At 67.5% G+C, this 23,644-nt stretch carries 21 protein-coding genes; 8 read left to right on the top strand and 13 right to left on the bottom strand.

The features are described from left to right. Window positions 1–5: 5 nt before the first annotated feature. A complete protein-coding gene (locus tag ACFOPO_RS02610) occupies window positions 6–938 on the bottom strand; it encodes a fatty acid desaturase (protein WP_241918753.1) in 933 nt (310 codons plus the stop codon). Between the two features lie 270 nt (window positions 939–1,208). On the opposite strand from ACFOPO_RS02610, the gene ACFOPO_RS02605 reads away from it, so the two are divergent. Beyond that, the gene (locus tag ACFOPO_RS02605; protein ID WP_386700548.1) at window positions 1,209–1,475 is read left to right on the top strand and encodes a GIY-YIG nuclease family protein; all 267 of its coding nucleotides are present in this window, start codon (window positions 1,209–1,211) and stop codon (window positions 1,473–1,475) included. Window positions 1,476–1,539: 64 nt separating this feature from the next. Beyond that, window positions 1,540–1,761 (top strand): RNA-binding S4 domain-containing protein, encoded by a 222-nt coding sequence (locus tag ACFOPO_RS02600; protein ID WP_386700546.1) that lies wholly within the window; start codon window positions 1,540–1,542, stop codon window positions 1,759–1,761. Window positions 1,762–1,773: 12 nt separating this feature from the next. On the opposite strand, the gene ACFOPO_RS02595 is transcribed toward ACFOPO_RS02600, so the two are convergent. The 3 genes from ACFOPO_RS02595 to ACFOPO_RS02585 form a co-directional block, all read right to left on the bottom strand. Continuing rightward, a complete protein-coding gene (locus tag ACFOPO_RS02595) occupies window positions 1,774–2,922 on the bottom strand; it encodes a hypothetical protein (RefSeq protein WP_386700544.1) in 1,149 nt (382 codons plus the stop codon). Between the two features lie 111 nt (window positions 2,923–3,033). Continuing rightward, window positions 3,034–4,209: a hypothetical protein gene (locus ACFOPO_RS02590; RefSeq protein WP_386700542.1), complete on the bottom strand. Its 1,176-nt coding sequence runs from the start codon at window positions 4,207–4,209 to the stop codon at window positions 3,034–3,036. 181 nt (window positions 4,210–4,390) lie between these two features. After that, window positions 4,391–6,028 carry a PQQ-dependent sugar dehydrogenase gene (locus ACFOPO_RS02585; RefSeq protein WP_386700540.1) on the bottom strand — a complete coding sequence of 546 codons (1,638 nt, stop codon included), beginning with the start codon at window positions 6,026–6,028 and terminating at the stop codon, window positions 4,391–4,393. Between the two features lie 263 nt (window positions 6,029–6,291). Between ACFOPO_RS02585 and ACFOPO_RS02580 the strand changes: the two genes are divergently transcribed. Continuing rightward, the gene (locus ACFOPO_RS02580; protein WP_386700538.1) at window positions 6,292–7,617 is read left to right on the top strand and encodes an aminotransferase class V-fold PLP-dependent enzyme; all 1,326 of its coding nucleotides are present in this window, start codon (window positions 6,292–6,294) and stop codon (window positions 7,615–7,617) included. A gap of 12 nt (window positions 7,618–7,629) precedes the next feature. On the opposite strand, the gene ACFOPO_RS02575 is transcribed toward ACFOPO_RS02580, so the two are convergent. Then, the gene (locus ACFOPO_RS02575) at window positions 7,630–8,616 is read right to left on the bottom strand and encodes an alpha/beta fold hydrolase (protein WP_386700536.1); all 987 of its coding nucleotides are present in this window, start codon (window positions 8,614–8,616) and stop codon (window positions 7,630–7,632) included. A gap of 145 nt (window positions 8,617–8,761) precedes the next feature. On the opposite strand from ACFOPO_RS02575, the gene ACFOPO_RS02570 reads away from it, so the two are divergent. Next, on the top strand, window positions 8,762–9,577 hold the full coding sequence (locus ACFOPO_RS02570; RefSeq protein ID WP_386700534.1) for a helix-turn-helix domain-containing protein: 816 nt from the start codon (window positions 8,762–8,764) through the stop codon (window positions 9,575–9,577). Here ACFOPO_RS02570 and ACFOPO_RS02565 read toward each other — a convergent pair. From ACFOPO_RS02565 to hutU, 5 genes are all read right to left on the bottom strand, one after another. Continuing rightward, entirely contained in the window at window positions 9,572–10,258 is a 687-nt protein-coding gene (locus tag ACFOPO_RS02565; protein ID WP_386700532.1) for a GNAT family N-acetyltransferase, read from the bottom strand. The genes ACFOPO_RS02570 and ACFOPO_RS02565 overlap by 6 nt on opposite strands. A gap of 75 nt (window positions 10,259–10,333) precedes the next feature. Next, complete coding sequence (locus tag ACFOPO_RS02560; protein WP_386700530.1) at window positions 10,334–11,326, bottom strand: helix-turn-helix domain-containing protein; 993 nt, start codon at window positions 11,324–11,326, stop codon at window positions 10,334–10,336. A 137-nt stretch (window positions 11,327–11,463) separates the two neighbouring features. Further along, a complete protein-coding gene (locus tag ACFOPO_RS02555; RefSeq protein ID WP_386700528.1) occupies window positions 11,464–13,683 on the bottom strand; it encodes a winged helix-turn-helix domain-containing protein in 2,220 nt (739 codons plus the stop codon). A gap of 172 nt (window positions 13,684–13,855) precedes the next feature. Next, window positions 13,856–16,801 (bottom strand): TonB-dependent receptor plug domain-containing protein, encoded by a 2,946-nt coding sequence (locus tag ACFOPO_RS02550; protein WP_386700526.1) that lies wholly within the window; start codon window positions 16,799–16,801, stop codon window positions 13,856–13,858. 687 nt (window positions 16,802–17,488) lie between these two features. After that, window positions 17,489–19,153 carry a urocanate hydratase gene (gene hutU, locus ACFOPO_RS02545; RefSeq protein WP_386700524.1) on the bottom strand — a complete coding sequence of 555 codons (1,665 nt, stop codon included), beginning with the start codon at window positions 19,151–19,153 and terminating at the stop codon, window positions 17,489–17,491. Between the two features lie 170 nt (window positions 19,154–19,323). Between hutU and ACFOPO_RS02540 the strand changes: the two genes are divergently transcribed. Continuing rightward, window positions 19,324–19,920: a TetR/AcrR family transcriptional regulator gene (locus tag ACFOPO_RS02540; RefSeq protein ID WP_386700522.1), complete on the top strand. Its 597-nt coding sequence runs from the start codon at window positions 19,324–19,326 to the stop codon at window positions 19,918–19,920. A gap of 7 nt (window positions 19,921–19,927) precedes the next feature. On the opposite strand, the gene ACFOPO_RS02535 is transcribed toward ACFOPO_RS02540, so the two are convergent. The 3 genes from ACFOPO_RS02535 to ACFOPO_RS02525 form a co-directional block, all read right to left on the bottom strand. Continuing rightward, complete coding sequence (locus ACFOPO_RS02535) at window positions 19,928–20,389, bottom strand: hypothetical protein (RefSeq protein ID WP_386700520.1); 462 nt, start codon at window positions 20,387–20,389, stop codon at window positions 19,928–19,930. 10 nt (window positions 20,390–20,399) lie between these two features. After that, window positions 20,400–20,771, bottom strand: coding sequence for a hypothetical protein (locus tag ACFOPO_RS02530; protein ID WP_386700518.1), 372 nt, complete (start codon window positions 20,769–20,771; stop codon window positions 20,400–20,402). A gap of 114 nt (window positions 20,772–20,885) precedes the next feature. Further along, window positions 20,886–21,449, bottom strand: a complete 564-nt coding sequence (locus tag ACFOPO_RS02525) for a YybH family protein (RefSeq protein WP_386700516.1) — start codon at window positions 21,447–21,449, stop codon at window positions 20,886–20,888. Window positions 21,450–21,547: 98 nt separating this feature from the next. On the opposite strand from ACFOPO_RS02525, the gene ACFOPO_RS02520 reads away from it, so the two are divergent. The 3 genes from ACFOPO_RS02520 to ACFOPO_RS02510 all read left to right on the top strand — a co-directional run bounded on the left by ACFOPO_RS02520 (window position 21,548) and on the right by ACFOPO_RS02510 (window position 23,566). Beyond that, complete coding sequence (locus ACFOPO_RS02520; protein ID WP_386700514.1) at window positions 21,548–22,825, top strand: ectonucleotide pyrophosphatase/phosphodiesterase; 1,278 nt, start codon at window positions 21,548–21,550, stop codon at window positions 22,823–22,825. Window positions 22,826–22,889: 64 nt separating this feature from the next. Continuing rightward, complete coding sequence (locus tag ACFOPO_RS02515; RefSeq protein WP_386700512.1) at window positions 22,890–23,186, top strand: autorepressor SdpR family transcription factor; 297 nt, start codon at window positions 22,890–22,892, stop codon at window positions 23,184–23,186. Next, the gene (locus ACFOPO_RS02510; protein WP_386700511.1) at window positions 23,183–23,566 is read left to right on the top strand and encodes a hypothetical protein; all 384 of its coding nucleotides are present in this window, start codon (window positions 23,183–23,185) and stop codon (window positions 23,564–23,566) included. The genes ACFOPO_RS02515 and ACFOPO_RS02510 overlap by 4 nt, the downstream gene beginning before the upstream one ends. Window positions 23,567–23,644 lie beyond the last annotated feature (78 nt).

The following is a 23,644-nucleotide window of genomic DNA, read 5'->3' as shown; positions in this document are numbered from 1 at the left end:
CCGGTTCAGGCCCTGGCGCGCTGCGGGAAACCCACCATGCGCTGGGTTTCCTCGCACCACAGCTTGAGCCGGGCGCTGCGCAGGCTGGTCCACATCGTCAGCCGCGGTGCTGCCTGCAACAGCGGGCTCGACTCGAACGCCTCGCGCAGGCGGTAGTTCGGGATGCGGCTGGCGAGATGGTGGATGTGGTGGTAACCGATGTTGCCGGTGAACCAGTGCACGACCCGCGGCAGGTCGAAGTAGGAACTGCCCGCGACCGCGGCGCGACCGGAATCCCAGTCCTCGCGGCGGGCCCAGTAGGCCTCTTCGAAGGTGTGCTGCACGTAGAACAGCCACACGCCGACGGCACCGGCCACCAGCACCACCGGCATGTGCACCATCAGCACGGTGTGCCAGCCGATGCTGAAGCCGAGCGCGAGGAACGCGACCAGCAGCATCAGGTTGTTGAGCAGCACGCTCGCCCATTCCTTCTTCCAGGTGAAGGGAAGATCGAACGGGAAACGGTGCTTGATCACGAACTGGTAGAACGGGCCGATGCCCAGCAGCACCGGCGTGCTGCGGTACAGGCGGTAGCCCAGGCGGCGAATGCGCGGCAGCGCGCGGTATTCGGCGACGGTGAGCGTGTCGATGTCGCCCATCTCGCGGCGGTCGAGGTTGCCCGAGGTGCCGTGGTGCACGGCGTGGGTCTTCTTCCAGTAGCCGTACGGGAACAGCGTCACCAGGCCGAGGCAGCGGCCGACGATGTCGTTGGCGCGCTGGCTGGCGAAGAACGAACCGTGCCCGCAGTCGTGCTGGATGATGAACATGCGCACGTACAGGCCCGCCGCCGGCAACACCAGCAGCAGCGTCCAGCCGAAGGCCCAGCCATCGACCACGCTCCAGGCCATCAGTGCCCACAGCGCGAGGAATGGAACCAGGGTGTTGATCAATTGCCACACGGCGCGGCCAAGATGCGGGCGGGCGAAGCGGGCGCAAAGCTGGCGAAGGGTTGCGGCGGTGGGTGACGCGGAGGCTGTGGCGCTCAAGGCACTTCTCGGTGTGGACGGTGCATTGTGGGTGCGCGCCATGACAGCCACAATGACGTGCGCATGCGTATGGTTATCGGTCATGGGCAGAACTGCGACCGCCATTGCGCCGGCGACCCCGTCTGCCGGGTCCGCAGCCAGCCACTCGCCACCGCGACCGCTCCTACGCTAGGCTGCCGCCCCATGAATGGTTGGTATGTCTACCTGCTGGAATGCCGTGACGGCAGCCTGTACACGGGCATCACTACCGACGTCGCGCGCCGCTACGCCGAACATGAAGCCGGCAAAGGCGCCCGTTACACCCGCGCCCGGCCGCCGGTGCGCCTGCTTGCGCAATTCCCCTACCCCGATCGCGCAACCGCCAGCCGCGCGGAGTACGCCATCAAGCAGCTGCGGCCGGAGCAGAAGCGCGCACTGTGCGCGGATACCAGCCAGCCGCTGGCCGTCTAGCCGCCAGCCATTGCGCAACGCAAGCAGCGCTGCGAACCTGACCGCCCTTCCCCGCGCCATTGCCATGCAACAGATCGAATTCGAACTCGACCGCGACCACGTCGAACTCAACCAGCTGCTCAAGCTGGTCGGCCTGTGCGACAGCGGCGGCGCCGGCAAGGCCATTGTTGCCAGCGGTGCGGTCAGCGTCGACGGCGCGGTCGAACTGCGCAAGACCTGCAAGATCCACGCCGGCCAGGTCGTGACCATCGACGACATCGAGATCCACGTCGTAGACGCTGCCTGACCGACCTGGCTCTCACGCCAGCGCCGAGAATATTTTCCCGAGCAGTTCCTTCAGCGGCATCCTCATCAGGATGACCGGCAGCAGCGGCACCGCTGCAGCGAGTGCGAACTGGGTCAACAGGAAACGCTGCAGCGGAATCGTTCCCATCTCCTTGACCGTGGCGTAGACGCCGGTCAGATCGCACAGCGCCGACGAGTCACCGGCTTCCAGAATCGGCGAAGCGCCACCGCGGGCGCGCCCGAGCCATCGCTGCTCGAAACTCTCCGAACAGTCGGTGCCCAGCGCGCCGTAGGCCAGCAGGCTGTTGCGCTTGAGCGCGGCCAGCCGTGGCACCAGCAACAGCAGCGGCACCACCATCATCGTCACGCCGATCACGACCCAGCCGGCCATGATGAAACGCAGGCTCTTGAGCTCGGCGCCGTAGTACTGGACATCCAGCGCCAGCGTGCCGGCCAGCGAGATGCCACCGACCAGCGGCAGCGCCAGGAATGCGGCCTGCGCATACCCCAGGAACGCCAGCCCGCCGCGGCCGTCGGGATGGGCCGCGTGCAGGTCGAGGTTGAACCGCGAGAAGCGCAGCAGCAGCAGCGTCCACAGGGCGAAGCGCCAGAACCACAGCAGCACGAGGAAGCGGATCACCGGCATCGCCACCCATTGCAGCCAGATCGCGGCGAAGCTCATCGACTCGGCACTGCCCTTCCAGTCGCTGACGTTGTCCAGCAGCCCGAGCACCGGGATCACGTACGAGGCGAAGATGGAGAGCGCGAACAGGATCAGCTCCGGCGTGTTGGCATCGCGCCAGCGCCGCATCTGCGCCAGCACGCCTTCGAAGCGGTCGCGATCGGTCGCGTCGACCAGGTCCTGCAGGTGCTTGATCGCGCGCCACAGGCGTTCGTCGGCCATCGGTGCCGCCAGGACCAGCAGCGGCACGGCGATGACGAACCGCGCCCAGATCGAATAGTCATGCAGCAGCGGAATGGTCACGCCGCCGAACAGGGTGCCCGCGCGCGCGGCGGCCACCACCATCGGCACCACGATGATCAGGACCAGCGCCATGGCGACCAGCGGCGCGAGCCGGTGCTGGGCGCGGCTGAGGCCGCTGATCCTGGAAACGCGATACACCAGCCCGCCACGCAGCAACGAATAGCGCAGATCACTCATCCCGGGGCCCTCCGGCGCGCTGGCTGCGCGCGCCGGGGCATCGTGCCGCGAGCGATGTGATGGCCGGCTCACGCCGCCGGCGATGCTGCGCCGGTCAGGCGTGCATGGCGGTCAGCTGTCGCCCGCCTGCGGCTTGGCCGATTGTTGCGACACGCCATCGGGCTTGCTCGCACCCGGAACCAGCGCCGTCCCCGGATCGAACTCCGACAACGGACTCTCCGCCGGGCAGGCCTGGTCGGGGAAGCCGAAATCCTTGCGCAGGTCGAGGCCGCAGGTATTGAGCGCGTCCAGGTCGGTGTTGGGCGTCTTGCAGCGCTTGTCGAAGGCACGCACGAACGAATCGCGGCGGCTGACGAAGTCCTCGCCGCACTTGCGCATCAGGCGCAGGCGGTCGAGGTCGTCCTGGGCCGGGTTGACGCCGTCCAGGCCGTACAGCTCCAACTCTTCGGTCGTGAGCAGGCGCAGGCCGCGGTTGGGCACGGCCATCATCAGGTCGGCGACCGCGGTCGCGGCGCCGTTGCGCTCGAGGTAATCGCGCACGCGCTCGTAGACCACGCGCAGCTCGGCGTTGAGCTGCGCGCGCGTGGTCGCGGTCGAACTCATGCGGATGATGCGATGGATGCCGACCTGGCCGGCGATCATGCGGGTGTCGCCGGCGCTGAGGATGAACACGCAGGCGCTGTGGCAGATCGCGCCTTCGCGCACCCAGATGGTCCAGCGCGATTCGGCGATGAAATCGCCGGCCTTGATCGCATCCTCGACCTGGCCACCGGCCGAGTCGACGTCGAGCACGCGCTTGTGGATGCCCAGCTCGTTGGCGACATAGGTGACGCGCTCGACCAGCGAACCGAACTCGGCGGTGATCTTGCCCTTGTAGCGCAGGCGCGCGACGCCGCGCTCGACGCACGGCTTCAACGCGTCGCGCAGTCCGTCTTGGTCGAACTTCGCCAGAACGTTGCCGTCGCCGAGCGAGGCGTAGTCCAGCTCGCAGCTGATGGAAGCCTCGCCCGAGGTCAGCTCGAGCGGCGTTTTCCAGTCGATCGAAGCTTCCTCGCTCTTGGGCTTGGCCGCTTCGCGCACGCTGGTCTTGGCCTTGCGCTGGGAACCGTTGGGCTCGGCCTGGGCGGGCGGCACCTTGACTGGCGCCGTGCTGATCGCACCGCCCTCCTGCGGGCTGTTCACCTCTTCGATGACCATGCCCGAGTGGGTTGCCGGCTCGGCCCGCTGGCAGGCCGCCAGCGCGAGGCACAACAGCAACGGCCAGGAGTGCGTGAGTATCTGTCGCAAGGATGTCCCGCTTGTCAGTCGATGAATGCGCGCGCACCCGTGGCACGCGTATACCCAAGGATACGACGGGCGGGCTGACTGACGGCCTAGCGCGGGAGAAATCGCGTAGCCCGGGTAAGCGCAGCGCACCCGGGATCGTCACCCCAGAACCCGGGTGCGCTGCGCTTACCCGGGCTACGGGTTACTGGTGGCGACCTGATCGCATCGACAGGCTCGCGCCGAGGATCTGCTGTGGCGCCATCTGCGAGGCGGCGAGCGGCAGGCCGGCGGCCGCGGTCTCGATCACGAAGATCTCGCCATCGAAGTCGACCAGGTACATCTGCCCGCTGCTGTCGGCATTGATGCTGACGATGTTGGTGAGCGCGCCGGCGTCTGGGGCGAAGTCGCCGTTGCGCTGGGTGAATTCGTTGGCCTGCAGGGTGGTGCCCGGCACCAGCCGGGATACCGGCACGGACCAGATGTTCGGACTGACGAAGTCGGCAAAGATGTATTCGCCGATCAGCGATTCGACCGGGCCGCGATACACCAGGCCGCCGGTGACCGAACTGCCGTTGACCGGCCCGGTGCCATGCGAGTACTGCGCAACCGGTGGTGTCATTCCGGTTGTGGGTCCACCACGGAACGCCGCAGTGCCCTCCAGGATCGGCCAGCCGAAGTTGGCGCCGCCGTCGCTTGGGCGCATCAGGTCGATCTCCTCGATCGCGCCCTGGCCGACGTCGCCGATCAGCAGGTTGCCGGTCTGCATGTCGAAGCTGTTGCGGAACGGATTGCGCAGTCCATACGCCCACACCTCTGGCGCGCCGCCGGACGCGGCAAAGGGGTTGCCTGCCGGAATCGCATAGTCGCGGTTGGGGTCGCCGGGGAACGCATCGGTCGCCGGGTCCACGCGCAGGATCTTGGCCAGCAGCGTGTTGGTGTTCTGGCCGTTGTTGTCGGGGTCTCCGGCGCCGCCGCCATCGCCCGTGGCGATGTAGAGCATGCCGTCGGGCCCGAAGCCGATCCAGCCACCGTTGTGGTTGCTGCGCGGGTGCGGCACCCGCAGGATCGCGTCGCCGCTGGCGGGATCGGCGCGGTTGAGGTCGCCGGTGACGGTCAGGTAGCGGCGCACTTCCAGGGTCCCGTCCGGCGCCGTCACGAAGATGTAGAAGCGGCCGCTGGTGAAGAAATCCGGCGCCGTCGCAAAGCCCAGCAGTCCCCGCTCGCCATCGATCGATATGGTCCCGCTGATGTCGAGGAACGGCGTGGCCGCGACCGCGCCATTCGCGGTCATGATGCGGATACGACCTTCGCGTTCGACCACGAACAACCGGCCGCTGCCGTCAGGCACCGGCGCGACAAAGATGGGGAAGTTGAGCCCGCTCGCCACGCGCCGCACACGGAAACCGGCACCGAGCACATTGGTGACGGTGACCGACAGCGCCTGCGTGACACTGGCCACGCCATCGCTCGCGGCGATGGTCACCAGGTAGACGTTGTCGCCGTTGGCGTCGACGGGATTTTCGAAATCCGGCGCGTTGACGAATGACAGTGCGCCCTGCGCGGTGATGCGCAGGCGCGCCTGGTCGGCGCCGCCGGCCAGCGAGAACGTGACCGGATTGCCGTCGGCGTCGCTCGCGGTCGCTGTGTAGAAGGCCGCCGTGGTGCCTTCGGGCACCGTCGCCGTAATCCCGGAGGTGAACACCGGCGGCCGGTTCTGCGGCGTCGGCGGTGGCGAAACGGTGGCGCGCGGACTGCCTCCGCCGCCGCCACAGGCGCTCAACAACGCGGCAAGAATCAAGGCAACCCATCCCCGTGATGCGCGTCGTCCGGTCTGCACCATGGCGCTGCTCCTTCGTGCCCGCGACGGACCGCGATGGTCCGACGACGGGACGGCGCCGACGAGGCTGGCAGAACCCGCGCCGAACGGGTGTGAAGGTCGGCTTCACCACGGGTTGGACGGTCGCCCGGCCCGACCTGCGGTCCAGTCAGCCGGCGAGCGCGACCGCATTTCGGCCGCATGGCGTTTATCTGGTTTGAACCTCGTCCGGCGCACGCTGCGGCGGTCGCCTGCGCCCAAGTCTTGCGCCATGTCCGGAGACCGCCATGAGCCCGTCGCTTTCGCAATCGCGCCGCCAGTTCCTCGCCCTGCCCGCCGTTGCCGGCGCCGTCGCGCTCCTCCCCGGTGGTCTGTTGTCGGCACTCGCGCGCGAAACGCCTGCGGTGCCCGACCTGTCGGACTGGAACAGCGTGCGCGCCCAGTTCGCGCTCGATCCGGCCTACGCGCATTTCGCCAGCTTCTTCATCGCCAGCCATCCGGCGCCGGTGCGCGAAGCGATCGAAGCCTATCGCCGATCCATCGACCAGAACCCGTTCCTGGTGATCGAGCAGGGCCTGTTCGAGGACGAGGCGCACAACGTCCCGCTGAAAGTGCAGGCCACGATTGCCGCATATCTCGGTGGCAAGCCCGAACAGGTCTGCCTCACCCGCAGCACCACCGAAAGCCTGGCGCTGGTCTACCACGGCCTGCCGCTCAAGGCCGGCGACGACGTGCTCACCACCGTCCACGACCACTACTCGCACCACGAGTCGATCCGCCTGGCGTGCCAGCGCAATGGCGCCGCGATGCGCAAGATCTCCCTGTTCGACGAGGCCGCCCAGGCCAGCACCGACCAGCTGGTCGAGCGCCTGTTGAAGGGCGTGCAGCCCAACACGCGCGTGGTCGGCCTGACCTGGGTGCACTCCAGCACCGGCATCCGCTTGCCGATCCGCCAGCTCGCCGCCGCCCTCAAGGCAAAGCATCCGGATGTACTGCTGGTGGTCGATGGCGTGCACGGCATCGGCGCCGCCGACGAGACCATCGCCACGATGGATGCCGACTTCCTCTGCGCCGGCTGCCACAAATGGATGTTCGCTCCGCGCGGCACCGCCATGGTCTGGGCGACGGCGGAGAACTGGGCACGCCTGCATCCGACGGTGCCGACCTTCAGCGACCTCGAGGCGTACAACGCCTGGGCCGAGAACCGCGATCCGAAGACGCCCAACAGCGCCGCGCGCATGAGTCCCGGCGGTTTCCATGCCTTCGAGCATCAGTGGGCGATGGCGGCCGCGTTCCAGATGCACCAGCAGATGGGGCGGCAACGTGTCGCCGCGCGCATCGCCAGTCTCAACACCCAGCTCAAGAAGAACCTTGCCGAGAATCCAAAGATCAAGATCCACACGCCGATGTCGAGCGATCTCTCGGCAGGCCTGGTCGCATTCGAGGTCGAAGGCGTGAAGACCGAAGACGTGGTCAAGCGTCTGCTGGAGCGCAAGATCGTCGCCAGCAGCAGCCCCTACGCCGTCAGTTACCCGCGCCTGGCACCGAGCCTGGTCAACACGCCCGAAGAAGTGGATCGCGCCGCACGCGCGGTCCACGAGCTTGCGTCCTGAGCCGGCCCAGGCTCAGACACCCCACAGCGCTCGCGCTTCCTCGGCGATGAGGTCCGGGAACTCTTCCGGGAAGAACAGCTTCGCTCCCTCGATGCGACGCACGCCGCGCGAGTTGCCGAAGCTGCGGTCCAGGTGTTCGGCGCCACGCTCGGAGAAGATGGTGTCGCCCGTGCCCCAGAGGATCCGGGTCGGTCCGTCGAAGCGCGCGAGCGCCGGGCCGATGCCCTGCAACCAGTTGCGGTCCAGCCCGATCGCGTAGGCATGGGTGCGATCGGCATTGCGCACCAGCGGGCCGAGGTAGGTGTCGACGGCCTCGTCGCCGGGATGGGACGGACAAGTGAACGTCTGCCCGCCCAGCCCCTGCGGCGAACGCGCCAGCGCCTTGTCGGCCAGCCAGGGCGCCAGCCATTCCTGGACGAACCTGCCCTGCTTGGCCAACTCCAGCACCGGCAGCAGCGCCGGCGGCGGGCATTCGATCTCCGAGTCGCAGTTGGTCAGCAGCAGCGTGCGCACGCGCTGCGAATAGCGTGCAAGGAACAATTGTGCGGCCTGCCCACCGCTGTCGTTGGCGATGATGTCGACCCGGTCGATGCCGAGGCGATCGAGCAGGTCGGCCAGCATCGCCACCTGGGCGTCGGGTGCCACGCTCTGGCCCGGCGCGACTTCGGTATTGCCCAGGCCGAGGAAGTCCGGCGCGATGCAGCGCCGGTACGGCGACAGCCGCTGCAAAGCGCCGCGCCACTGGTAGCCGTTGAGCGGGAATCCGTGCAGGAACAATGCGGCCGCGCCGCGGCCGCGTTCGGCATAGGCGATGTTGCCGAACGCTGTCTTCATGAAGCGGCTGGCGGCGCGGAAAGCCGCGGCCGCGGCGACGTCGTCTGCTGTGGCGTCAGCCGCGGCGGCCACGCCGTTCGTTGCGCCCAGAGCCGCCGAATACCCGCCCAGCGCGCCCGCTGCCGCTGTGCCCATCGCCATTGCCAGGAACTGCCTGCGAATCATGGTCCTGATCTCCAGGGCACGCCGTGGCCCTTCGTTGCGGCAAATGATTCGCCCGCCAGGGCATGCGATCAACGAAGTGGCAGGTCATGGCGTCATGACCTGCGAGGTCATGGAACTCATGGCAGGCCGCCCTTATGCTGCGGCCGTGAACAACTTCGCCCATCCCACGCCCCAGGTCGGCACCGTCTTGCGCGAATGGCGCGCGGCGCGCCGCCTCAGCCAGCTCGGCCTGGCACTCGATGCAGGCATCTCGACACGCCACCTCAGCTGCATCGAGACCGGCAAGGCGCAGCCCAGCCGCGATGTGGTCACGCGCCTGGCCGATGCGCTCGACATGCCCTTGCGCGAGCGCAATGCGTTGCTGGTGGCCGCCGGCTACGCGCCGCGCTACCCGGAAACGGCGCTGGCGACGCCCGAACTGGCGCAGGTGCGGCGCGCAATCGAATTCATCCTCGCCCAGCAAGAACCCTACCCGGCGTTCGTCCTCAATCGCCGCTGGGACGTGCTGATGGCCAACGACGCTGCGATGCGGGTCAACGGTTACGTGATGCGCGGCCGCGCCAGCGCGCACCGCAACATGATCCGGCAGATCTTCGATCCCGATGACCTGCGCGCGGCGGTGGCGAACTGGGAGGAAGTGGCCGGCGACCTGATCCACCACCTCCATGCCGAAGTGGCGGCCGCGCCGTCGGACCTGGCAGCGCGCGCGCTGCTCGATGACGTGCTGGCCTACCCCGGTGTTCCGGCACGCTGGCGCAGGCGCGACCTGGAAACCGCGCCGGCGCCGCTGCTCACGACCGTGCTGCAGCGCGACGACCGGCAACTGCGCTTCTTCTCGACCATCACCACGTTCGGCACGCCGCGTGACGTGACCCTGGACGAGCTGCGCATCGAATGCTGCTTCCCGGTGGACGAGGCGACCGTGCAACTGTGTCGCGAGCTGGCGGCGGCAAACCTATAAGGGCGCGGCGCGGCGCAGCGACCAGAAACCAATGTCGCGGCGATCGCGATACCCGCCGCGCTCGTACAACTGCTTTGCGCGGTGGTTCTCGTGGGCAACATGCAGGAATGGCATGCGCCCACGATCGAGCACGTCGTTGCTCAGCCACGCCAGCAGATGGCGCGCGTAGCCGCGGCCGTTGAAGTCCGGATGCGTGCACACGGCGCTGATTTCCTGGAACTCGTCCATGCCCATGCGCTCGCCGATGATCGCTGCGAGTCGACCGTCCTGGTAGATGCCGAAATAGCGCCCCAGGTCCATCGTGTGCGGACGGAAATAGTGCGGGTACACCAGCGCGGTGAGTTCCAGCACGTCTTGCCGGTGCGCCTCACCCAGTTCCAGGATCGGCGGGCCTTCGACCTCGGCCATGTGTTGCGGGCATTCCATCTGCGCCAGCATCGCCAGCTTGTCCAGGCGCCAGCCTTCGGGCACCGCCGGCGTCACCCCGAGCAGCAGCACGGTGTCATCCGGCGGGACCAGCTGCGCCAGCGCGGTGCCGATGTCTGCACCGTCGGCGGCGACACCAAGGAACGGCGCGATCTGCGCCGGATAGCGGGCAACATCGCCGATGCGCAGGGCCAGGTCGCGGTGACGGCTGCGCAGCGATTCCCAGATGGGGTTGTCGAGTACGTGATCGGCCATACCCGGATGCAACCAGAGATCGGCACGCCCGGCAAGACCATGCCGTCACGATGCACGCCGTCACGATGCATGCGGTCACGATGAGATCACCGGCCCCCTGCGGCCGCCGCCCGCGTCGCGCAGCGCGCTCCTGAACTGCGTGGCATTGGTGCCGCTCTTGGCGCGGAAGGCGCGGGCGAAGCTGCAGGCGTTGTCGAACCCGCAGGACTCGGCGATCTCGGTGATGTCCATCGAGGTCGTCTCGAGCAGGTCGTAGGCGCGCTCGATGCGCAGGCGCGACGCCGCCGTCTGCACGCTTTCGCCATACAGCTCGTGGAACGACTTCGACAGGTACCACAGCGAGTAGTTGCTGATCGCCATGATCTCGCTCATCCGCACCATGCGGTGGGCGTTGCCCTCCAGGTACAGGCGCGCCCGCTGCAGGCGGTTGAACAGGCGGCGCTTGCGGGTGCGTGAATGACCCGGGCAATGACCGAGCGCGGCGACGTGCCGCGCCTGCACCGACGACATGTGCAGGATCAGCGGACGCAGCGCCCGCACCAGGGTGCGGTCGGGAACGCGCTCGTGCGCCTGCAGGATCCGCACGGCGCCGTGCCACAGCCGCAGCGCCAGGATGCGATCGCGCAACGACATGCTGCCCTTGCCGACGAACAGGTAGGCGTCCTGCAGCAGCGGCATGAGGTCGACCGGCACCAGCAGGGCCAGGGTGAGGCCGTTGTGGTCGGCCTGCACCTCCGGCGCGGAATCGCTGTCGAGCGCGATCCACGCGCCGGTGCGAAGACGGAACGTGCCCTCGGCCGCATGCACCTGCGCGCTGCCGCGGATCTGCATCCACAGCGAGAACGACGGGCGCGCCACCTCCACGCTGCCCAGCCGCGACACCGCGGCCCAGCACACCCGCGCCGCCGTGTCGGCATCGATGCCACGGAACTGGCCGTCATGGGCCCAGACGCGATGCGGCGACAGCGTGGATCCGGGCCCGGGCTGGCCAGGGGCATGCATCGACGGCGCATGCATCAACGGGGCATGCATCGACGAGGGACTCACCGACATCCGCGAACTGGCCATGGCACCGCTCCGTGTGGGGTGCCGTCGATGTGCCCATTCCGCGGTTCTGATGTCCTGCCGTTGTGGAGATTTCTTGCTGAAATCGCGGTATCGGATTCCTGAAGAAGTTCTGAAACCCTTGCCGCGCCTGGCGTGCGTCAGTGCGCGGCCGCCGGCAGCCGGGCGAAGCCGATGTCGCTGGCGTCCTGCGTGCTGTAGGAGTAGTACAGCCAGCCGCTGCCGGCGTCGTAGCTGACTCCGGTCAGTTCGCCGCCACGCGGGTCCAGGCACGGTCCGCTGCGCCCCCCTTTCGGCGCGTTCACGGCAATCCAGCGGACATTGCAGCCGTCGCCGGCACCGACGATCCAGGTGCCGCGTGCGGAGGTCGCCAGCCGTCGGCTCTGCAGGTAGAAGCCGGCGCTGGGGACGATCCGCGGCATGGTGCCACCCGGATCGGCGTGCAGGTCGTCGAGGATGCGCGGGCCATCGAGGTCCGGACCGGCCTGCCACAGTCCCCACGAGGCAGTGCGGAAGAACAGCACCCGCCGCGACGACGGATCCAGGCGCGCCATCGCGACATCGTCGAGGCTGGCCAGCGCCTTGAGGTCCTGCGCGCTGCGCGCGTACAACGTCAGCCCGAGTCGTCCTGCGCCGCGATCGGACACCACCAGCAGCCGGCCGGGCTCGGCCAGGTAGGCGCCGTAGGTCGGCCGCCCCTGCGGCAGCGCCAGCTTGCGCGCGGCTCCGGTCGCCGGGGTGATCTCGTACAGCGCCTCGTTGTCGCCATCGGCGCCGATCGCCAGCACGGTCTTGCCATCGGCCGACCACGCCACCGGATGGCGCGGGAACGGCACGAAGTTCTCGATCGGCCGCAGCGACGACGCGCGCCCGATCTCGCCCCACCACAGTCGCGCATCGCCGGTGCGATCGGAGACGAACATGATCTGCCGGCCGTCGGGCGACACCGACGGCAGCATCTCGCTGCCGGACGACGGGAACACCGGTTCCGGCGACGTCGGCGACTCGCCCTCCGCCGGAATGCGAATGCGGTACAGCGCGGTAGCCGCTTCCTCGATCACGAACGCCACCGACGCGTCCTTCAACGCGACACTGGGGTTGCGCGCATTGACCACGCCCAGCTCGGTGATGCGGCGCGACTGCACGTCCAGGCGCAGCAGCGAGGGTTCCTGGCCGCGGTAGGCGGAGAACACGATCGACTTGCCATCCGGAGCCCAGGCCAGGCCATAGATGTTGGATTCGATCCGGGTCAGCCGTTCGGGCTGCCCGCCCGTCGCCGCCACCAGCCACAGATCGCCGCGCGATACATTGCGCTGGAACGCGATCCAGCGTCCGTCGGGCGAATACGCCGGTGCCAGGTCGAGGTCGCTGGCCGCGTGGGTGTAGTCGAGCTTGCGCGACGTGCCGGCCGCGATGTCGAACACTTCGACCGCGTTCACTCCGGTCTGCCCGGCAATGCTCGCGCCGAACACCAGGTGCTGGCCATCAGGGTGCCAGTTGAACTTGCGCAGGTGGTCGACTTCGCAACTGGCCACCGGATGCGGCTCGCCACCGGCCGAGGCCATGATCATCACGTGGCAACTGGGGTCGGGACTGCGCCGGAGGCGATAGAAGGCGATCTGGCGGCCGTCGGGCGACCACGCCGACATCACATCCTGCTCGCCCGCGGCCGGGTGTGTCAGCGGCCGCGGTTCAACCGGTGCCGTCGTCTGCAGCATCAGCGCCGTGCGCCCTTCGCCGGCCTCATCGACGTAGGCGCTGTAGGCCACCTGCGAGCCGTCGGGGGACAGGCTCGGCGAGTATTCCATGCCGGGTGCCGAGGTGATCTTCAGGAACGGCGGATCGGCATCGCCGGATCCGCCAGTGACCTTCTGCGCGCGTTCGCGGTCGGCGCCGATCGCCAGCCACAGCACTAGGCCCAGCGTCGCCAGCGCTGCCGCCACACCGACTGCACGCAATGCCGGTCGCGCGGTCGTGGTGGCAGTCGCTGCAGGCTCCGTTGCCGGCACGGGCTCGTCCTGCACCGCGTCGGGCACGTCCAGCCACTGCACCGGCGCCAGCAACCGGTAGCCGTGCTTGGCGATCGTCTCGATGCAGGGTTCGTCGCTGCCCAGTGCCTTGCGCAGCTGCGCCACGGCCTGGGTGACGACGTCGTCGCCGGGCAAGGTGTCCGGCCACACGGTTTCGAGCAGCGTCTCGCGGCTGACGACTTTGCCGGCGTGCTCGATCAGCACCAGCAGCAGGTCGATCGCCTTGAGGCTGACGCGATGCGGCGCTCCGCCGGTGGTGATTTCGCGCGCGGCGAGGTCGACGATGCTCTCGCCGACGCGAACGCGCTGGGAAGGCAACGTCTGCAACAAGCTTTGATGCTGTTTGGGCATTGCGCGCCAGAACCGTCGTGAACGAGTCCTGGCAGGATTCTAGATCAACTTCACCGGCACCACTGTCGCAGGTCATGCATGTCTACGCCGGGCCTGGCAGCGCGGGGCAACGAGGAAGGGCTTGCGCCCTGCCTCGCTGCCCCTGCCCCTGCTAGAACTTCTGGGAGTACGTCATGTAGAAGAACCGTCCGCCGATCTCGTACGCCGGATCGATGCTGTTGGCGAAGGCGGTGATCGCAATCGGCGGGTCGCGGTCGAAGGCGTTGTTGACGCCCAGCGTGATCCTCGCGTTCCACGGTGCGTTCCAGTACACCGTCAGGTCGTGGTACGTGGCGCTGGGGATGTTGTTCTCCGGACGGGCGGCGGGGCCGTCGGGCAGCAGGTCGGGGTCGTCGCCGTCGAGGTTGGTGAAGCGGTTGGGATCGGAGCACAGGCGCTCGATCTGGGCCGCCGGCACGTTCGGCGTGCCCACGCACAACTCGTCCTGCGGCGAGTAGTAGCGCACGTACCAGGTCGCACCGAAGTCGTCCTTCTCCCAGCGCGCCGACAGGTTGGAACGGATCCGCCAGTTGTTGGTGAACGTCGAACCGAAGTACTCGCCGACGTTGTTGCCTGACTCGCCATTGAGCTGGTCCGCCGAGAACAGGCCGTCGCCATTGACGTCGATGAACAGCTCGCTGGTGTAGGCCGTGTCCCAGACGAAGGAGAACTTGCCCCACGGGGTCTCCGGCATCCGGTAACTCACCGTGAAGTCGTAGCCCTGGGTGTCGATGGTGCCGATGTTGCTCGGGATCGACAGCAGGTCACTAACCTGCCCCGACGACGTGCGCGTGATCAGCGCGCAGGCCGCATCGGTGCCGTTGCGGTAACAGTTGTCGAGGATGGCCTGCCCGGTCTGCAGGAAGATGGCGTCGTCGATCTCCACCTGCCACCAGTCCAGCGAGATATCCAGGCCCTGCACGAAGGACGGGCTGTAGACGAAGCCGAGCGTCTTCGAGGTCGACAGCTCCGGTTGCAGGTCCGGGTTGCCGCCTACCGTGATCCGGATCTGCGGATTGTTCTGGTTGTATTGCGGGATGCCCGCACAACCGGCCGGGATGTCGTTGTTGGGCGTGCCCTGCAGGCTGCCGGCGCAGGGATCGGTGATGGCCGGGAACGAATCGGCCTGGCCGGCGAACAGCTCGGCGATGGAGGGCGCGCGGAACCCTTCCGACCAGTTGCCGCGGATCATCAGGTCCTCGATCGGTTTCCAGCGAAAACCAAATTTGCTGTTGAGCGTGTCGCCGAAGTTGCTGTAGTCCGAATAGCGCGTGGCGAGGCTGAAATCGAGCAGCTTTGCGCCCGGCAGGTCGGCCAGCACCGGAATCGCCAGTTCCAGGTAGGCCTCGTCGAGCGAGTAGCCACCGCGGGTCGCGGTTCGCGCATTGCCGGTGGTGTCGCCGGAGTTGATCAGCCCGTCGGGTTCGTCGTAGCCGAACTCGGTGCGATGCTCCACGCCGAACGAGAAGCCGAGCGCACCGCCGGGAAGGTCGAACAGGTTGCCACCGACATTGGCGTAGTACGTCTTCTGCTTGTAGTAGAACTCGTCGTGGGCGGTGAAGGTGGCGTAGTCGATCATCGGCTGGGTCAACGTGCCGGCACCGCCCAGCAGGTTCATCGGCACGCAGCCGTCGATCACCGTGCTGGCATCACCGGGAACGGTCACGCAGATCGACGTTCCGTTGGCGTCCAGCATCGACGGCCCGATCGCATTGGCGACCTTGCTGATCTGGAACAGGCCGTTGGTGGTGTTGTTGGCCTTGTTGTCACCGTAGAAGTAACCGGCCTCCCAGTCGAAGAAGCGCTCGCCGACATCGAACGTGCCTTCGAAGCCGCCATCGAAGGCGAAGGTGCGCACGTCCTGATTGAACGAACGTCCGCCGGTCTCGGCCATGCGCCGGAAGATCTCGTTGACGTCGCGTCCGTAGGGGTTGTAGATGCTGTCGGCGCTGATGATTTCGGGATCACCGGAACTGGCGTCGAACGCCAGCGGCACCGCCGCCAGCAGTTGTTCGGACTTGCGCTGGTTGTAGGTGACGGTGGTCCGGAAGCGGATGTGGTCGCTGATCTCCAGCGAACCGCTGCCGAACAGCGAGACGCGCTCCTGCGGCGTGATCAGGTAATTGTCCGGCGCGAAGTTGTAGTTGTCGGCCAGGCCCTGGTTCTGCCGATAGCCAGGCGCCACACCGGGCGTGGGAATGAAGAAACCGTAGTCGCCATTGGGCTGGGTGAAGAACGGGCCGGGGTCGTCATCGTCGACGGGCGGTCGGAAGAACGAGAAGTTGCCGTCCGGCGGCGAGAAGCTGCCACCCGTGCCGGGAATGGCACCGAACACCGGCACCGCCGATTCCGGCCGGTCGCCCGCCATCACCGGCTCCTCCTTCACGTAGCCGACGCCGAGCATGGTCGACCAGCGATCGGACGTCGTACCGATCAGCACATCGTACGACTGGCGGAAGCCGTCGCCCTTGTCGTACTGCCCCAGGTAGGCGTTGGCTTCGGCGCCGTCGAAGTCCTTGCGCAGGATCACGTTGACGACGCCGGCGATGGCATCGGAACCGTAGATGGTGGATGCGCCGTCCTTCAGCACTTCGATCCGCTCCACCGCCGCGGTCGGGATCGTATTGAGGTCGACCGCACCGCCCAGTCCGGTGCCACCCACCCAGCGCCGGCCATTGACGAGCACCAGGGTGCGATTGGAACCCAGGTTGCGCAGCGACACGCGGGTCTCGCCGTTGCCGGCGTTGTTGAACGCGGAGTTGAGGGTGGAACCATTCGCGGTGATGTTCTGGATCACATCACCGATCGAGGTCAGGCCCTGCGCCTGGATCTCATCGCGATTGAGGCTGAAGATCGGTTGTGAGGTCTCGATATCGGCACGCTTGATGCGCGAGCCGGTGACCTCGATGCGATCCAGCGTGGTGGTCGTGTCTTCAGGGGCCGGCGCTGCTGGTGCAGGTGCTTGCTGCGCACCGGCCAGAGCCGGCAGCAACGCCAGGGCGATGCTGGCCGGCAGCGGCGCGCGCCGCAGTGACGATCGCGAATGGCAAGGACTCATGGTGGACCTCCGCTTTGCGTTCTGGGCGAATTAACTGCCCTTTAACGCTAAGCGCTGGTGCCATCGAAGCGCCTACCCAAGGTTGGGGAGGGTTCGTACCTGTGTTGGCATCGCTGCGTGGTCGCGTGGTCGCGTGGTCGCGTGGTCGCGTGGTCAGTGGGGGGAGGAGGTGGGGTGTATTCCGCGAACCTCCGCTTCGCTCCGTGATTGTTCGCGAAATACACCCCACCCCCTCCTTCCGGAAGCTGTCTTTGTTTTATTGACTTCGACTTCTGGTGGGAGCGCAGTGCGCGCGTGATGCGTCTGCGAGGGTCGGACTCGCACTGTGCAGGCCCTGGACGGGGTCCGTGCCCTCGCTCATTCGCACGTCTGCTCGGTGAGCTAGGTCCCGGACTCCCGCGGGAGGATGAGGTGGTTTCAAAGGCGGGGAGCAACGTCCTTGGACTCCCGCCTTCGCGGGAATGACGGGTTGATGGGCGTCATCGAAGAATGGGCAATGAAATGCCGGAGCGTCGTTCGACGGGCCGGGGATTGATCCGCAGCGGGACATGGATGTCCCGCGCCCCGCATCAGACAGGATGTCTGACTAAGGGGCGGAGCAATCCCCGGGTCGGCGGACGACGCCACGACGGAGCAAGAGCCAAAGCCAAAGCCAAAGTGGGTCCCGGCCTTCGCCGGGACGACGGTTCACACCATCGGCAGCTTGAGGCCCTGCTCCTTCGCGCACGCCTTGGCGATGTCGTAGCCCGCGTCGGCGTGACGCATCACGCCCGTGCCCGGATCGTTCCACAGCACGCGCGCGATGCGCTTGTCGGCTTCCTCGCTGCCATCGCACACGATCACCACGCCCGAATGCTGCGAATAACCCATGCCGACGCCGCCACCGTGATGCAGCGACACCCAGGTCGCGCCGCCGGCTACATTGAGCATCGCATTGAGCAACGGCCAATCGCTGACCGCATCGCTGCCGTCCTTCATCGCCTCCGTCTCGCGGTTGGGCGACGCCACCGAACCACTGTCGAGATGGTCGCGACCAATGACCACCGGCGCCTTCAACTCACCATTGCGCACCATCTCGTTGAACGCCAGGCCAAGCTTGTGGCGCAGCCCCAGCCCGACCCAGCAGATGCGCGCCGGCAAGCCCTGGAAACTGATGCGCTCGCGGGCCATGTCGAGCCAGCGATGCAGGTGTGCATCGTCCGGAATCAGCTCCTTGACCTTCGCGTCGGTCTTGTAGATGTCCTCCGGATCGCCGCTCAGCGCCACCCAGCGGAACGGACCGACGCCGCGGCAGAACAGCGGACGCACATACGCCGGCACGAAGCCCGGGAAATCGAACGCGTTCTCGCAGCCCTCGTCCTTGGCCATCTGGCGGATGTTGTTGCCGTAGTCGAACACCGGGATGCCCATGTCCTCGAACGCCAGCATCGCCTCGACATGCGTTCGCATCGACTTCTTGGCGGCATCGCGCACGCGACCCGGATCCTCGACTTGCATGCGCTGCCACTGCTCCACGCTCCAGCCGATCGGCAGGTAACCGTGGACCGGATCGTGCGCGCTGGTCTGGTCGGTCACCGCATCCGGACGCACACCGCGGCGCACCAGCTCCGGCAGGATCTCCGCCGCGTTGCCCAGCAGCGCGATCGACTTCGCCTCGCCGGCCTCGCAGTACTTCTCGATGCGCGCCAGCGCGTCGTCGAGGTCGCTGGCCTGCTCATCGACATAACGCGTGCGCAGGCGCATGTCGATGCGGCTCTGCTGGCATTCGATGTTGAGGCTGCAGGCACCGGCCAGCGACGCCGCCAGCGGCTGCGCGCCGCCCATGCCACCCAGGCCGGCGGTGAGGATCCACTTGCCCTTGAGGCTGCCGCCGTAGTGCTGGCGGCCCATCTCGACGAAGGTTTCGTAGGTGCCCTGGACGATGCCCTGGCTGCCGATGTAGATCCAGCTGCCGGCGGTCATCTGCCCGTACATCATCAGGCCCTTCTTATCGAGGGCGTTGAAGTGCTCCCACGTCGCCCAGTGCGGCACCAGGTTGGAGTTGGCCAGCAGCACGCGCGGCGCATCGGCATGCGTCGGGAACACACCCACCGGCTTGCCCGACTGGATCAGCAGCGTCTCGTTGTCCTCCAGCTCGCGCAGCGACTTGAGGATGGCGTCATAGCTTTCCCAGTCGCGCGCGGCGCGACCGATGCCGCCGTACACCACCAGCTCGGTCGGGCTCTCGGCCACTTCCGCGTCGAGGTTGTTCTGGATCATCCGGTACGCGGCTTCGCTCAACCACGACTTGCAGCTCAACTCGGTACCGCGCGGGGCGCGGATGACGCGGGACGGATCTTTGCGGGTGGACATCGGACGACTCCGGCTGGGCGACGGCCGGCCATGCGGGGGCATGGCGGCATTGAATGACTGGAGAAGGATTATCGCGCCGCGTTTGCGGCGGAATGCCGCCAGCACCGCGCGAACCGTGCCTTTCGTGCCCGGTTTTCGCCACATCGGGCGGTTTTGTATACGCTGTATACATGAGCCGCTCCGAACATGCAGGCACCGACACCGCCACCCGCATCCTGCGCGCCGCGCAGGCGCTGTTCGACCGTGAAGGTGCGCAAGGCGTGACCATGCGCCGTGTCGCCGCCGCGGTCGGCCTGACGCCGATGGCGATCTACCGCCACTTCCCCAACCGCGAGGCGCTGCTCAAGCGCATGAGCGACGACAGCTTCGACGCGATCGCCCGGCACTGGCACGCGCGCGGCAGCGGCGGCGACGTCGGCGAACGACTGCTGGCCGTGCAGCGCATCTACCTCGATTTCGCCCTCGCCTACCCGCACCGCTTCGACCACGCCTTCTCGACACCGCGCAACGATGCGCGCAGGTTCCCGCAGGACTTCCATGCACGCCTGTCGCCGACGCTCAACGTCGTCGCCGATGCGGTCGAGGATGCGATGCGTGCAGGCGTGCTCAGGAAGGACGACGTCTGGGACGTGACGATGACGCTGTGGGCGCACACGCACGGGCTGATCGCGCTGTATCGCGCCGGGCGTTTCAGTTTCGACGAGGCGGCATTCCGCCGCTATTACGACGCGTCGCTGCAACGCCTGATGACGGGCCTGCAGCGGTAGCGGCGGACTACGGAATCCTCACTCGGGGTTGCACCGGCGGGATATCGTTCGGCGGCGGTGGCGCCGGCACCGGCTCGGCTTCGATCCGCTCCAGTTCGCCTTCCTTGCCCTGGCGCCAGGCATCGTGATCGGCCTGCTTCTTGTCGTATTCCTGGCGCAGCTCGTTGCTGCGCGTGGGATTGGCGCCGCGGTCGCGATCCAGGCGCGCGCGGTCGTCCTGCAATTGCTGGTCGGCGCGGTCGATATCGTTGCGCACGCCGTCGGCCTGCACGCGGCGACTGGCCGCGTCGATGTCGCGGCTGAGCTTGGCGGCGTCGCTGCCGGCGCGCGTGGGCCTGGTGCCCACCGGCGACGACGGCGGCGGGATCGGCGCCACCAGCGGTGGCCGCTGCAGCGAGTTCGACTGCGCGTGAAGCGGCGGCGAGGCCACCCACGCGACAGCCAGCAGCAATGACAACTTCCCGAGCATCGGTCAGTGCTTACTTGATCGACGGGTCGAGGTGGCGCAATGCGTCGTGCAGGTCCACCTGGCCAGTACGTTCAAGGTCGTCACGACCGTAGGTGCGACCGGGCCCCTGTGCACAGGCCGGCTTGCCGGTCTTGCGATCGGCGGTACGGATGCGCGAGCCGGTGTACCGCAGGCAGTTGTAAGGCGTCTGCGCGGCGAGCTTGTCGCCAGGCGCCTGGTTGTCGGTGACGGCAGGCGTCGCGTCACTCTGGCCGAGGTCGGCCTGGGCTGCGAGCTGCGGATCGGCCTGCTCCGGCGCCGTCGCCGGCGCGGACTGCGCAGACACCGCGAATGCGCTGGCCATCAGGCAGGCCGCGATCAACGTGGGGGTCGTGCGGTTCATGGCATCGCCTCCTGGCAAGGTACCAATGACACTGCGGCGGGCATTGCCGCGATTCCACGATACGCCGGCAACGGCACCGCGGCAGGTGCGCGCGGCCGGACGTTTAGGCCGTCGTCAGCCTTGTGGACAGGTCGTCCTGCGGCCATCGCGGAAGGCCATGGCCTCGGCCTCGCCGACCGGGCGCGGCTCGACGCCATCGTCGAACAGGACCCGCCAGACACCGTCCGCCCCGCGGTGCCAGACCGAGTTGAAGGCCCCGATCCGGTAGCGATGCTCGGCCTTGGGGTCCGCGTCCTCAAACAAAGAGGGACCGCTCGACCAGGCGATGTCGCCAACGCCGCCGATCGTGGTCCGCGTCGGGTACCAGGCCAGCTTGAAGCGCTTGCCCTCGACGATGCCCGCCCAGCGCTTGGCGATCAGCTCGCGCCCCCGGGTCGGCTCCGGGCCGCTGGCTCCGAACGCCGCCTGCGGCTCCAGGTGCGAGGCGAACGCCACGGCATCGTGGTCGGCTACCGACTGGGCAAAACTCAGCTCGCGCGCCCAGACCTGGCATTCCTCGGCGCTCATGCGCGCCACCGGCGCGGGTTTGACCGGCTGTTGCGCACTGGCGGAAGCAATCACCAGCAACAGGGCAACCCCTGCAGGGACCATTGCGTGACGGACTGCCTTTGGCTTCATGGCGACGCTCCTCGGACGAGGCGCCACTATCGGCAAGGTCGGCGCCGGCGACCAGCGACTAAAGTCATGCCGCAACACAGGCTGGCTATCATCGCCCGATGCCATCGATACGTTTCGCGGCCGCGGCCGCCTGCCTCGCCCTCGCTTCGGCCCTGTCCGGTTGTTCCAGTGCCCCGCCGCGCGCAGCGGTGGCACCCGCGTCGTCGACGAACCTGTCGACCCGCGCCGACAGCCTGCTGCTGGTGTCCATCGACGGCTTCCGCGCCGACTACCTCGATCGGGGCATCACCCCCAACCTGGCGCGCATCGCCGCACAGGGCGTGCGCGCGCAGTGGATGAATCCTTCCTACCCGTCGCTCACGTTCCCCAACCACTACACGCTCGTCACCGGGCTGCGTCCGGACCACCACGGCATCGTCCACAACAGCATGTGGGACGACGGCCTCGGCACGTTCCGGGCGTCCGACCATGCCGCCGTCGGCACCTCGCAGTGGTGGGGCGGCGAGCCGATCTGGGTCGGCGCGGACAAGGCCGGGCTTCGTACCGCGACGATGTTCTGGCCGGGCAGCGAAGCGGCGATCAAGGGCCGTCGCCCGCAGCGCTGGATGCCGTTCGACAAGGCCTTCGGCGCCGATGCCCGCGTCGACAAGGTCCTGGCATGGCTGGACGAACCGGCGGCGACGCGACCGCAACTGGCGACGCTCTACTTCGACCAGCTCGACGTCGCCGGCCACGACTACGGTCCGGATTCGCCGCAGGTGCGCCAGACCATCATCGAACTCGATGCCGCGATCGGCCGCCTGCTCGATCGCCTCGAGGCGCGCGGCCAGCTCGATCGCATCAACCTGATCGTCGTCTCCGACCACGGCATGGCCAGGGTCGGCCCCGGACACGTCATCGCCGTGGAAGACATGGTCGCGCCGGAAGACGCCACGGTCGTGTCGGTCGGCCAGTCGATCGGCATCGCGCCCAGGCGCGGGCGCAAGGCCGTCGTCGAGAAGCAGCTGCTCGGCGCGCACGCGCACTACGATTGCTGGCGCAAGGAAGAACTGCCCGAGCGCTGGCACTACGGCAGCAACCCGCGCGTACCGCCGATCATCTGCCAGATGCACGAAGGCTGGGACGCACTGGCGCGCGAAAAAGTCGCCGAGCGCCCGCCGGGCATCACCCGCGGCTCGCATGGCTTCGACCCGGCGCTGCCGTCGATGCGGGCGATCTTCCTCGCCCGCGGCCCGTCGTTCCGCAGTGGCGCGGTGTTGCCGGCGTTCGACAATGTCGATGTCTATCCCCTGCTTGCCAAGCTGCTGGGGATTGCAGCGGCGCCGAACGATGGCGATGCGGCGGCACTGCTGCCGGCATTGCGCGAGCAGCCCTAGCGCCCCTGTTCCGAGGCAGGCGAGCGCGCTTGACATATTTCGATAGTTAGCTAACTATCGCATTATGAGCCAGGTATTCAAAGCCCTTTCCGACCCCACCCGGCGACAGGTGCTGCAACTCCTGCGCAAAGGCCCGCTGAGCGCGGGGGAGCTGAGCGACCACTTCGACGTCTCCAAGCCGACGATGTCCGCCCACTTCGCGGTGTTGAAGGAGGCGGACCTGGTCCACGCGGAAAAGGCCGGCAAGTCCGTCATCTACCACTTGAAGCTGACGGTGCTGGAAGACGCACTGCTCGGCTTCGTCCATTCCTTCGGCGCTGGTGCCGGGAAATCGAAGTCCAGGAAGGAGAGAGCACGATGAACAGAGAGCTGGCTTCAGACCTCGCGTGGGGTATCGGCATCGTGGTACTCGCACTTGCAGCGAAGTACGCACGCACCCTGGGCTACATCGAAGACGAGACGGTCACGCGAATCGTCATGTGCGCCATTGGCTTGATGGTCGCCTGGTTCGGCAACCGGATGCCAAAGAAGTTCGTTCCCAACGCTTCGGCACGCCGGGCCGCGCGCGTTGGCGGCTGGTCGATGGCACTCAGTGGGCTCATCTACGCTGCGCTCTGGGTGTTTGCCCCGACACAGGTAGCCGTAGTGGGAGGTTCGGCTGCCGTCATCCTGGGAATCGTGGTCACGATCAGCTACTGCCTGTCGCTGCGCAGCAAAGCGAGAACGCGTCCATCCCCCTGATTCGGCCCTGCTTCCTTCTACAGAGTCGGGTCGTCAGCCGGGGCCGGCCCACAAGCCGGCGCCTGGGCAGACGCCACA

The organism is Lysobacter sp. GCM10012299 (genome assembly GCF_042649405.1).
Taxonomy (GTDB): Bacteria; Pseudomonadota; Gammaproteobacteria; order Xanthomonadales; family Xanthomonadaceae; genus Lysobacter_J.
This window is presented reverse-complemented; position numbering and strand designations above follow the sequence as displayed.

What these genes read in the sequence shown, in the direction of transcription:
- ACFOPO_RS02605 (WP_386700548.1), top strand. Translation starts at nt 1,209, where the DNA reads ATGAATGGTTGGTATGTCTACCTGCTGGAATGCCGTGACGGCAGCCTG.
- ACFOPO_RS02600 (WP_386700546.1), top strand. Translation starts at nt 1,540, where the DNA reads ATGCAACAGATCGAATTCGAACTCGACCGCGACCACGTCGAACTCAAC.
- ACFOPO_RS02595 (WP_386700544.1), bottom strand. Translation starts at nt 2,922, where the DNA reads ATGAGTGATCTGCGCTATTCGTTGCTGCGTGGCGGGCTGGTGTATCGC.
- ACFOPO_RS02585 (WP_386700540.1), bottom strand. Translation starts at nt 6,028, where the DNA reads ATGGTGCAGACCGGACGACGCGCATCACGGGGATGGGTTGCCTTGATT.
- ACFOPO_RS02580 (WP_386700538.1), top strand. Translation starts at nt 6,292, where the DNA reads ATGAGCCCGTCGCTTTCGCAATCGCGCCGCCAGTTCCTCGCCCTGCCC.
- ACFOPO_RS02575 (WP_386700536.1), bottom strand. Translation starts at nt 8,616, where the DNA reads ATGATTCGCAGGCAGTTCCTGGCAATGGCGATGGGCACAGCGGCAGCG.
- ACFOPO_RS02565 (WP_386700532.1), bottom strand. Translation starts at nt 10,258, where the DNA reads ATGGCCGATCACGTACTCGACAACCCCATCTGGGAATCGCTGCGCAGC.
- ACFOPO_RS02560 (WP_386700530.1), bottom strand. Translation starts at nt 11,326, where the DNA reads ATGGCCAGTTCGCGGATGTCGGTGAGTCCCTCGTCGATGCATGCCCCG.
- ACFOPO_RS02550 (WP_386700526.1), bottom strand. Translation starts at nt 16,801, where the DNA reads ATGAGTCCTTGCCATTCGCGATCGTCACTGCGGCGCGCGCCGCTGCCG.
- hutU (WP_386700524.1), bottom strand. Translation starts at nt 19,153, where the DNA reads ATGTCCACCCGCAAAGATCCGTCCCGCGTCATCCGCGCCCCGCGCGGT.
- ACFOPO_RS02540 (WP_386700522.1), top strand. Translation starts at nt 19,324, where the DNA reads ATGAGCCGCTCCGAACATGCAGGCACCGACACCGCCACCCGCATCCTG.
- ACFOPO_RS02535 (WP_386700520.1), bottom strand. Translation starts at nt 20,389, where the DNA reads ATGCTCGGGAAGTTGTCATTGCTGCTGGCTGTCGCGTGGGTGGCCTCG.
- ACFOPO_RS02530 (WP_386700518.1), bottom strand. Translation starts at nt 20,771, where the DNA reads ATGAACCGCACGACCCCCACGTTGATCGCGGCCTGCCTGATGGCCAGC.
- ACFOPO_RS02525 (WP_386700516.1), bottom strand. Translation starts at nt 21,449, where the DNA reads ATGAAGCCAAAGGCAGTCCGTCACGCAATGGTCCCTGCAGGGGTTGCC.
- ACFOPO_RS02520 (WP_386700514.1), top strand. Translation starts at nt 21,548, where the DNA reads ATGCCATCGATACGTTTCGCGGCCGCGGCCGCCTGCCTCGCCCTCGCT.
- ACFOPO_RS02515 (WP_386700512.1), top strand. Translation starts at nt 22,890, where the DNA reads ATGAGCCAGGTATTCAAAGCCCTTTCCGACCCCACCCGGCGACAGGTG.
- ACFOPO_RS02510 (WP_386700511.1), top strand. Translation starts at nt 23,183, where the DNA reads ATGAACAGAGAGCTGGCTTCAGACCTCGCGTGGGGTATCGGCATCGTG.